This is a genomic window from Shewanella indica, assembly GCF_033842865.1.
Lineage (GTDB): Bacteria > Pseudomonadota > Gammaproteobacteria > Enterobacterales > Shewanellaceae > Shewanella > Shewanella indica.
This window is the reverse complement of sequence record NZ_JAWXXR010000001.1, coordinates 177,606-188,217: the sequence shown is the minus strand read 5'-3', so window position 1 is coordinate 188,217 and position 10,612 is coordinate 177,606. Positions and strand designations below refer to the sequence as shown.

8 protein-coding genes are annotated in these 10,612 nt (G+C 48.1%); 3 read left to right on the top strand and 5 right to left on the bottom strand.

Going from position 1 to position 10,612, the window contains the following annotated elements:
- Window positions 1-142 precede the first annotated feature (142 nt).
- Complete coding sequence (locus tag SIL79_RS00830; RefSeq protein WP_039034893.1) at window positions 143-685, top strand: hemerythrin domain-containing protein; 543 nt, start codon at window positions 143-145, stop codon at window positions 683-685.
- 87 nt (window positions 686-772) lie between these two features.
- Here SIL79_RS00830 and SIL79_RS00825 read toward each other — a convergent pair whose 3' ends face one another.
- The 5 genes from SIL79_RS00825 to SIL79_RS00805 all read right to left on the bottom strand — a co-directional run bounded on the left by SIL79_RS00825 (window position 773) and on the right by SIL79_RS00805 (window position 7,777).
- Complete coding sequence (locus tag SIL79_RS00825; protein WP_071477005.1) at window positions 773-955, bottom strand: DUF3545 family protein; 183 nt, start codon at window positions 953-955, stop codon at window positions 773-775.
- 189 nt (window positions 956-1,144) lie between these two features.
- On the bottom strand, window positions 1,145-2,782 hold the full coding sequence (gene pgi, locus SIL79_RS00820; RefSeq protein ID WP_101094713.1) for a glucose-6-phosphate isomerase: 1,638 nt from the start codon (window positions 2,780-2,782) through the stop codon (window positions 1,145-1,147).
- A 38-nt stretch (window positions 2,783-2,820) separates the two neighbouring features.
- Window positions 2,821-3,774: a transaldolase gene (gene tal, locus SIL79_RS00815; RefSeq protein ID WP_039034890.1), complete on the bottom strand. Its 954-nt coding sequence runs from the start codon at window positions 3,772-3,774 to the stop codon at window positions 2,821-2,823.
- A gap of 245 nt (window positions 3,775-4,019) precedes the next feature.
- The gene (locus tag SIL79_RS00810; RefSeq protein WP_039034935.1) at window positions 4,020-5,123 is read right to left on the bottom strand and encodes an OmpA family protein; all 1,104 of its coding nucleotides are present in this window, start codon (window positions 5,121-5,123) and stop codon (window positions 4,020-4,022) included.
- Window positions 5,124-5,410: 287 nt separating this feature from the next.
- Window positions 5,411-7,777 (bottom strand): phosphoketolase family protein, encoded by a 2,367-nt coding sequence (locus SIL79_RS00805; protein ID WP_039034889.1) that lies wholly within the window; start codon window positions 7,775-7,777, stop codon window positions 5,411-5,413.
- 428 nt (window positions 7,778-8,205) lie between these two features.
- Between SIL79_RS00805 and SIL79_RS00800 the strand changes: the two genes are divergently transcribed.
- Together SIL79_RS00800 and yaaA are read left to right on the top strand one after the other, a co-directional pair.
- Window positions 8,206-9,693, top strand: a complete 1,488-nt coding sequence (locus SIL79_RS00800; RefSeq protein WP_039034934.1) for an alanine/glycine:cation symporter family protein — start codon at window positions 8,206-8,208, stop codon at window positions 9,691-9,693.
- A 112-nt stretch (window positions 9,694-9,805) separates the two neighbouring features.
- Window positions 9,806-10,582 (top strand): peroxide stress protein YaaA, encoded by a 777-nt coding sequence (gene yaaA, locus SIL79_RS00795; protein ID WP_039034888.1) that lies wholly within the window; start codon window positions 9,806-9,808, stop codon window positions 10,580-10,582.
- Window positions 10,583-10,612: the final 30 nt, after the last annotated feature.

The following is a 10,612-nucleotide window of genomic DNA, read 5'->3' as shown; positions in this document are numbered from 1 at the left end:
TAATTTATGAATTGTTGATTTAGAAGGTTATTTTCCTTGATCTTTATCATGTCCCTGGAAAACATCTATGGTTAGTATTGAGTAATCTTTGGCCTGTTTACTACTATTACCTAGAAAGGCCCGACTTAAGATGGAGTGCCCTATGCTGCAAAGATTGATGAATGACCACAAGCATATTGCCATATTGCTGAAGTTGCTAAAGGGGAAATACCAGAAGCTGGCCGAAGGTGAGCATGTCAATTTTAATCTGGTACGGGATGTTGTTGAGTACATGCAGGGCTATGCTGAACATAGCCATCATCCGCTAGAAGATATCATTTACGACTACTTTCTTATCAAGGAAAGCCGTACTGAGCCGACCAGGCGCCTTGAACAGGAACATCAAAAGCTGATTGATGCCTCATCAACCTTGATGGCGACCCTTAACCTTATTCTCAACGATGTCGTCGTGGCCAAGGAAAAATTGGTTACTGAATTAAAAGAGTATGTGGATTTGCAAGAGAAGCACATGCTATACGAGGAGCGGGAAATTTTTCCTCTGCTTGCCAAGAGCTTGCAGGATGAGGACTGGCAGAAGATCCAAAGTATGTGTGAATTGAAGTTGATAGAGGATCCATTGTTCAGCAGCGATGATAACCAGTTGTTTGATGAGTTGAGAAACTACATTCATACTGCCGATAGATAATTTTGGTAGTGTTTAGAAATCCGTGTCACACTCGTCAGCGATTAACAAAAAAGAGCGCCAAGCGCTCTTTTTTAATGTCTCTCATATTCAGAGGAGGCTGTCGATATCATAATTAAAACTGCTGTCTATCTCCTGTAACTCCTTCAGCAGGCGATGTTTGTCTTTCAGTGCTTCAATCTCTCGCCATTTGCGCTTCTTGCTGGAGCTTCGAGAGCGGCTTGGTCTTTCAACGACTTCATCTAGCGCACTACCATAATCCAAACGATCCATGGCAACCTCCTTTGTTGTATGTTTTATCAACACTTAAATATCATACTTGGCAAACAGGGTGCAAGAATAATGTTTCTATTTTGTTAAAGTTGGATGATGCTTTGATGAAGGTGTATAGACAAGATGGCGGGCAAAAAAATACCAGCCAGTGGAGTTGGCTGGTATTTATTGATTTTTAAGCTGAAAAGGCTATATTTTAGCTTTTCTAAAGAGGTTGATCAGAGCATTGCTGGAAGCATCCAGATCCTGACTATCTTGTTCTGCACCGATACGCGACAGCACTTCATTTCCCAGCGTTTTACCCAGCTCAACTCCCCATTGATCGAATGAGTTGATATCCCAGATAGCACCCTGAACCAAGGTTCTGTGCTCGTAAAGAGCAATCAAGGCGCCCAGGGTAAGTGGGGTCAACTTGTCCATCAACAGGGTATTGCTCGGCTTGTTACCTTCCATAACCTTATGTTTGGCAATAAGCTGTTTCTCAGCTTCTGAGAGTGGGCTGTCGGCCAGTTCGGCCAAGGCTTCATCAAAGGTTCGTCCCTGCATCAGCGCCTGGGTCTGACCAAAACAGTTGGATGCCAGCTGAGCGTGATGCTCACCGATAGGATTATGGCTTTGCAGCGGCAGAATAAAGTCAGCCGGGATCAATGCCGTACCTTGGTGCAACAGCTGGTGGTAGGCGTGTTGGCCATTGGTGCCTTCTCCGCCCCAAATAACCGGCCCTGTGCTGTAATCCACCGAATCGCCGTCCAGAGTGACGGACTTGCCGTTACTCTCCATATCCAGCTGTTGGAAATAGGCCGGAAGCCCTCTGAGGTAGTGATCATAGGTCAACACCACGTGGGACTGGGCATTGAAGAAATTGTTGTACCATACAGAGAGCAGACCCATGATCACCGGCATATTCTGCTCAAGAGGTCTGGATGCGAAATGTACATCCATTGCTCTGGCGCCGGCCAACAGTGCCTTGAAGTTATCCATGCCTATCAAGGCGGCTATGGGCAAACCTATGGCCGACCAGAGAGAATAGCGCCCGCCAACCCAATCCCACATTGGGAAGATGTTGTCTTCATCTATGCCAAACGCCGTTGCCTTGGCAACATTGGAGGTAATGGCCGCAAAGTGCTTGCTTATATCCTGCTGTGAACCGCCTTTGGCCAGGAACCATTCTTTGGCGCTGAGGGTGTTGGTCAGGGTTTCCTGGGTGCCAAAAGACTTTGACGACATCAGGAACAGGGTGGTTTCAGGATCCAGCTCCTTCAGTTTTTCAGTGATGGCTGTGCCATCGACATTGGCGACGAAGTGGCATTGGAGTTTACCGTTCCAATAGGGACGCAGAGCCTCGGAGATAATCTTGGGGCCGAGGAAGGAACCGCCAATTCCGATGGAGATAAGATCTGTGATTTTCTTGCCGGTATAGCCGCGCCACTGACCTGAATAGAGCGATTCGACAAAAGTCTCCATTTGAGCCAGGGTTTGCTGAATTTCAGGGACCACATTGACGCCATCGACACGAATATCCGCATCGGCCGGAGCTCTCAGGGCTGTGTGCAACACAGCACGTCGCTCTGTGGTATTGATTGCTTCACCGGCAAACATAGCTGCTATTTTTTGTTCAAGTCCGGCTTCTTGGGCTAGCTTGAGTAACTCCTGCAGAACGGCCTCAGTGAGGCGGTTCTTGGAGTAATCCAACAGCAGTCCACAATCTTTAATCGACAGTTGATCAAAGCGCTGCGGGTTTTCGGCAAAGAGTTCACGCATGTGAGGCAGATCTGCACTCATCGCCTTGAGAGTCTGCCAGGTAGCAGATTGAGTCAAATGTGTCATGAGTAGTCCCTGATCTTCAGTTTCAAAACAATCCTTGATTAGCTCAGTTTAGCCTTGAGCATGGTCTCTAGTTTGCCCTGATCTATAGCAAAGTTACGGATACCTTCGGCCAGTTTTTCCACTGCCATGGGGTCTTCGTTGAACTCCCAGCGGAACTCTGCCTCGGTCAATGGCTTGGGTGGCTCTTGGGTTTCAGTAGCCGGTTGCAGCTTGGTTACTATCTGGATGTCTGAGTTGGCCAGCTCTTCGAGCAAAGATGGGCCTATAGTCAGACGATCACAGCCGGCTAGCTCAATGATTTCACCTGTGTTACGGAAACTGGCGCCCATAACCACTGTCTTATAACCATGCTGTTTGTAATAGTTGTAAATCTGGGTTACTGAGATTACGCCAGGATCTTCACTGGCGCTATAATCCTTGCCGGTATTTTTCTTATACCAGTCGAGAATGCGGCCGACAAAAGGTGAGATCAGGTAAACTCCTGCTTCTGCGCAGGCTCGGGCCTGGGAGAAGCTAAACAAGAGTGTCAGGTTGCAGTTGATACCCTTTTGTTCCAGTTCCTTGGCGGCGCTGATACCTTCCCAAGTGGAAGCCAGTTTGATCAGAATGCGAGACTTGTCGATACCGGCCGCTTCATAGAGTTTTACCAGCTTGTTGGCCTTGGCGATTGAGCCGGCTTTATCGAATGACAGGCGAGCATCTACTTCGGTTGAAATCCGTCCCGGTACCAGCTTGAGAATTTCCACCCCTATGTTGACCGCCAACTTATCTGCGGCGTCTTCCAGTTGTTGCTGTGGATCCTGGCTCTGAGCTTTAGCCCAGGAAATTGCATCATCGATCAGCGGTGCATATTCCGGGATTTGCGAGGCTTTGAGGATCAGCGATGGGTTGGTGGTGGCATCCTGTGGATGATAGAGTTTGATCGCCTCAATGTCACCGGTATCAGCAACTATGGTTGTAACGGATTTGAGTTGCGTGAGTGTGTTTGCCATGAAAAACATCCTTCTCAGATTGCGGCCGTTTACGCGGAAATTGCATGACGCTATTAAAAGCGATTTTGCCTCTGTTTCCAACCAGGATTGAAAAAAAATTACAAAAATGGTGAGAAATTGTCAATGAAGGCCGTTGTCGGTTAAAGGAAGTGTACTCCCATAGCCGAGGGAATTCTAATGACAAAAAAGAGTGAAAAATAAAAAAGTCGCTGCAGGGCAGCGACTTTTTCAGAAGAAGTTCAGTTTTACTTCAGCAGAGCTTCTTTTTCTTTAAAGCTCAGGAGAGCTTCGATACGGCGGTTAACCTTGTTGGCTTCAGCAGAAGAACCCTGCATCAGCGGCTGGCTTTCACCGTAGCCCTTGGCGTTGATACGGCTGGCATCGATGCCATACTGCTCAACCAGTACTTTGGCAACGGCGTCGGCGCGCTTCTGAGACAGCCACTGGTTGTAATCGGCTTTACCAGGCAGAGAGGCGTGGCCGGCGATTTCCAGATCAGCTTTAGGATACTTGCTCATAAAGTCAGCAACTTTCTGGATTTCAGCCATAGAGTCGGCTTTCAGTACAGATGAGTTGTTATCGAACTGAGCTTTAACTTCCAATGTTTCCAGTTTTTCAACATAGATAGAGCAACCGTTGGCATCTACCTTGTGGTTGGCTGGTGTGTTTGGACACTGGTCCATATCGTCGTTGACACCGTCGTTATCGCTGTCAACTGGTTCTACGACCACTGGAGCGACTACAGGAGCTGGTTTTGAAGTGCTGCCGAAACGGTAGCTCAGTTCAAGACCCCAGTAGTTGCTTTCCATCGCCAGAGTGTTCCACTTTTCTTCGTCGAGGTTTTCATAACGACGATACTTGGCGGCCAGTTTCAGGTTCTCTGTGATGTTGTAACCGATACCAGCACCGAAGTAAGGCGCAACACCGCTATCGCTGTAGTACTCGCTACCCCATTGTCTGTTATTGGAAATGTGGTAGTTCATGGCACCAGCTTCAGCAGACAGGCTCCACTTATCGGCGAAAGGCCAGAAAGCCACTAGGCCCAGAGTGGCGCCCTTGACACCTACGTCGTTGAGTTTATTGCTGTAGTCGGTCCATTCGGCACGACCTAAATCGCGGTAACCCAGTTCTACACCGAAGTAATCGTTGAACAGGTAACCTGCAAATACGTCCCAAGCATATGGATCGTCTTCACCACAGGTTTTCATGGTTTTCTGATCACAGTTAGGTTCGTAGTTGTTTACACCGAGGCCAGCACCGACATACCATGGGCTGAGCTCGTCTGCTGCAGATGCTGCAAAAGGCATCATAGATGCAAGCAACAATACTTTAAATGTCTTATTCATCATGTTCTCCAAGTCCATTGCTATTTAATTACCCATATGTCCCGTATAGGAAACACGACTAGCACTTAATGTGGGGTTCCGTTTAGTGTTTTAGCTAGCTGGCTCAATTATCCATTGAAATACAGCAATTTTCCACTTTTCAAGCGATAATTTTATTGTTCATTATTTGTGCTGCCTGGTTTTTTAACAATTGAAACTAAAGAAAAAGCGCCTGTTAGAAGGCGCTTTTTTATTTTTGCAAAACAATTTCTTAACTAAAATTTTTGCTTTTTGTTTAGCTAAGGTTCAGCTTAGCGGGTCCAAATCCAGTTTTCGATATACTCAGGATCTACACCATTGGCCTTGATATAGTTTCTATGGTCAACCAAACGTTGCAGCATATCTGTGGTAATCGCGACGTGACGGGTTTCATCAATAACACCTTGCTGGAATAATTTGTAAGCCATATCTATTACCAGGTGATAACGAGAAGTACCGTTACGTACACCCATATCAAATGGGGTGGTGGTTGAGCCTTCTTCTTCATAACCTTTAATTCTGAATCTATGACTACCTTTGTAATCGAAGATCAGTTTTTTGATGGTGTTTGGATAACCGTGATAGTTAAATACCACACCTTTGTCTTCGGTAAATATCTCATCCATCAACCAAGGTTTTTCCTGGAATTTAAGGCTGCCCAGGCCACTGCTGTGTAATTCTGTGACGCTTACAAAGCGGATACGCACTCTTGGCAGTAATTCGCGGATTAATACCAATGCCGCCATACATTCCTGAGTCACATAGTCACCACAACCTGCCAGGACGACATCCGGGTTTTCATCAGAGGCAAAATCCCACACCATTACACCTTCTTTGGCTTGTTTACGGGCCTCATCAAGGCTCAGCCATTGCGGCAGCTCTTTCTTACCGGCGACAAGAATATTCAATTTGTCACGGTCGGCGAAAGCTCGCTCTGTGTAAACCAAAGTGGTGTTGGCATCGGCTGGCAGGTAAGCCGAGATTATCTTGGGGTGTTTCTCAAGCATGGCCCCCAGGAAAGAAGGATTCTGGTGAGAATAACCGTTGTGGTCCTGACGCTCCAGCAAAGAGGAGAGAACTACGTTACAGGCCGGCAGCGGCTTGCGGAAGTGAACCCCTTGACTGGCATAGACATACTTACAGTATTGGTCGGCCATGGAAGACACTACCTGAGAGAAGGATTCATAGGTAGGGAACATGGCGTGACGGCCGGTGACAGTGTAGCCGTGCATCATACCGAACAGCAGGTTTTCGGACAGTAGTTCCATAACCCGACCATCGCGGCTCATATCTTCATCCCAGCTTTCAATCGGCCATTGCCAGGCACGATCTGTGGCTTCAAATACCGCTTGCAACTGGTTGGAGTAAGTTTCATCCGGGCTGAAGATCCGCAGGTTGCGCTGGTCTTTATTAAGACGGAAGGCTTCGCGCATCCATTGGCCCATTTTCAGCATGGAGTAGCCACGATGACCTCTTGGGACTTCAGGGCCGTAGGCCAGTTTGGATAGGTCAGGATTGCTGAGGGCGCGTACCACTTCACCGCCATAGCTCATCTTTTGACGGCCACAGCAGAGTTCTGCAGGTGGCAACAGCGACTGGATGTCTTTGTCGAAGATTATCTGGTTCTGCTCGTTGATTGAGTAGAGTTCAGAGAATTTATAGCTGTCTAGCCAGCCATCCAATGCGGCCAGATGACCTTTGTCGGTGGCGCATTTGTTGACAATTACCTGGTGAGACTCGCAGTTGCCTTCGAGTTTTTTGCCATCGTATTCGGGAACACCTGTCCAGCCTTTGGCGGTGCGCATCAGGATCACCGGCCAGCGTGGCTTAACCACATCTTCACCATTGCGGGCACGCTTCTGGATGTCGTTGATCATCTCGTAAGCTGTATCCATCGCCTTGGTCATCTGCAGGTAGACATCTTCTTCCTGCTCGCTGTCCACTATGATGGGATGGTAACCCAGGCCTCTGAATTCAAGTTCCAGCTCTTCGTGGCTCATGCGTCCCATACGGGTAGGGCCGGAAATCTTGTAACCATTAATATGAACAATCGGCAGTATGGCACCGTTGGTGGCGGGAGAAACCAGGCGGTTGGCATACCAGGATGCAGCCAGTGGGCCGGTTTCAGATTCGCCGTCACCGACAAGCACTGCGGCAATCAAGTCTGGATTATCCAGCACGGCACCCCAGGCAACAGACAAGGAGTAGCCCAGCTCGCCCCCTTCAAGGATTTGTCCCGGAGCTTCGGGGTTGGCATGTGAAGGGTAACCGTAAGCGGCGGAGAATTTACGACAGATATCTTCAATACCGGTTTCGTTGTAGGGGATGGTTTCTGGATAGAAGTGGCTTAGAGAGCCTTCGAGGAAGAGGTTGGCCTGTACAGCGGGGAAACCGTGACCTGGGCCGACCAGATAGAGGAACGGGCGCTTGTGCTTGGTAATCAATCTGTTCACGTTAGCGTATACAAAGTTGATCCCCGGGCAGGTTCCCCAATGGCCCAAGAGCCTTGGCTTTATATCACTGTGTTGTAACGGGCGTTTGTACAATACATTGTGCTTCAGGTAAATCTGTGAGGTTGCCAGGAAGTTAGTGGCCCGGACAAATTTCTTCAGTGCACCTATCTCTTGCTTTTGGGTCATATCGTGCCTCGCTTGAGCTAGCTAAAAGTGAATCAGATTATCTTGTGGCTACTATATTTGTAGTTTTATTACAAAAACGTGCCCAACATCCAAGTTTTGAAAGTTTGTTTAGCTGGTGGTTTTTTTAGAAAATTCGTGTGACACCATTGTTGTTCAAGTTAAAACTCTAGTTTGTTCTGGTATTTTTATGGTGAATTTACTGTCGGTCGAGTGATTAAGTGTGATCTTGATCACGCGGTATTTTCAAGTTCCTATGCTATTTTCTTCGCCCTCAAGCCCGGTCGGCATACCTTGGGGTATGTAGGATAATTCGAAAAGAAACTGGCCGACGCTTATCCTTTTTCATTCAGGAAGGAATCTTAACCACAAACTTGGCGATATACCGTCAGAGATGGGCCAGGTTTGTCACGGGAAAGCTTACAATTATGATAATAGAAACCATAGTCGATTTTTTGAACTCTCTGCTTTGGGGAAAACTATTGGTCTATGCCTTGGTGGGCGCTGGCTTGTACTTCACTCTAAGGCTTTTGTTCATTCAGCTTACTCACCTGGGGCATTCTGCCAAGGTGATGGCTACCAGTAGGCAGGGCTGTGACAGCGGCTTGTCTTCATTTCAGGTATTTTGTACCAGTATGGCCGCCAGGGTCGGTGCCGGTAATATGGCCGGGGTGGCCGTTGCCATAGGTGCCGGTGGCCCTGGTGCTGTTTTTTGGATGTGGCTTATCGCTCTGTTGGGTATGGCTACGGCCATGATTGAGTCGACTTTGGCTCAGATCTATAAGGTAAAAGATAAAGATGACCAGTTTCGTGGCGGCCCCTCCTATTATATGGAAAGGGGGCTTGGCCAGCGCTGGATGGGGATTCTCTTCTCCGTATTCTTGATCATTGCCTTTGGTTTGGTTTTCAATGCCGTTCAGGCCAATACCATTACGGGAGCATTGGAAATTGTGTTTGATGTCAAAGAGGCTTACTGGTTTGACATTAAAGCAACTTATTGGATAGGTATTCTGCTGGTGATCACCAGTGGCTTGGTCATCATGGGTGGGCTGCGTAAAGTTGCGCGGGTATCCGAGGTAGTTGTACCTATTATGGCTTTTGCTTATATCCTGATCGCCTTGGTCGTTGTCGGGATGAATATTGAGCAATTGCCGACCATTCTCAAACTGATAGTCAACAGCGCCTTCGGTTGGCAAGAGGCCGCTGCCGGTGGGGTGGCTTATACTGTGGCTCAGGCGATGCAGTCAGGGATAGCCCGCGGTTTATTCTCCAACGAGGCGGGTATGGGGAGTGCTGCCAACGTCGCTGCCAGCGCCTCACCGACACCAAACCATCCTGCTTCCCAAGGGTTTGTACAGATGATAGGAGTGTTTATGGACACTATTGTTATCTGTAGTGCAACAGCCGCAATAATCTTGCTGGCTGGCGATCTCAGCAGTGTTAATATCGGCGAGGGGGACAAAGGGATCCAACTGACCATAGCGGCTTTGACCACTCATGTTGGAGATTGGGGTGGCTTTTTTGTTGCCTTTGCCATCTTACTGTTTTGCTTCACCTCAATAATCGCCAACTACTCTTATGCCGAAACCAATGTGCTGTTCCTTTCCAATAATAGCCGTAAAGTGTTGCCCCTGTTCCGCTTGTGCGTACTAGGCATGGTGATGTTTGGAGCTGTGGCGAAAATAACCTTAGTATGGAATTTGGCCGATCTTTCCATGGGCTTGATGGCGACAGTCAACATCATTGCCTTGGTACTGCTTTCCGGTATTGCCATGCGGGTGATTAATGATTACCGCGATCAGTTGAGTGAAGGCAAAGAACCTGTGTTTGATAAGAGCAAGTTTCCTGAGCTTGAAGAACATATTGAAGAGGGTATCTGGACCGGTGAACCTGTGGTTCGCAGTGGCAAAGGCTGGTAACTGAAACCGGCCCCAGATTGGGGCCATCGGAAAAACCACGCTATCAATGCGTGGTTTTTTTATTTACTGCCAGTATCATGGGCAGTTCTATACCAAATAAGACGGAGTGAATATGCTGATTTTGGTTTCACCGGCCAAGACGCTGGATTATGACAACCCGGCGGCGGTATCTGAATACAGCCTGCCACAGTTTCTCGAGCACAGCAGCGAGCTTATTCAGGTTTGCCGGGAGCTGACCCCAGCCAATATTGCTTCTTTGATGAAAGTCAGTGACAAAATTGCCGGCTTAAATGCCGCCAGATTCGCCGAGTGGCAGCCTGATTTCACCCCGGAGAATGCCAAGCAAGCACTCTATGCTTTCCGTGGTGATGTATATACAGGTCTGGATGCAGACAGCCTTGCCCCGGAAACGGTTGCTCGGGCTCAGCAGCATCTGCGTATTTTATCCGGGCTCTATGGTCTCTTGAGGCCCCTGGACTTGATGCAAGCCTATCGGCTGGAAATGGGTACCTCTTTGGTGAATCCCAGGGGCAGTAACCTGTACGCCTTTTGGGGCGATATCATCACAGATGCCATCAATCAGGCATTGGCTCAGCAAGGGGATGATATTGTGGTGAATTTGGCGTCCAACGAGTACTTCAAAGCGGTTAAACCCAAGCAGGTTGCCGGACGTATTATCACGCCTGTATTCAAAGACTGTAAAAATGGTCAGTATAAGGTAATAAGCTTTTACGCCAAGAAGGCCAGAGGCATGATGGCTCGTTACCTGTTGGAGCAAGAGGAACAGAGTCTGGAGCGATTAAAGGCATTTAACAGCGCCGGCTATTATTACAGTGAAGCCGAGTCCAGCCCTGGCTCCCCTGTGTTCCTGCGGGAAGAACAGAGCTGATACCCTTTCCCGCTATATAAAGATAAGAAA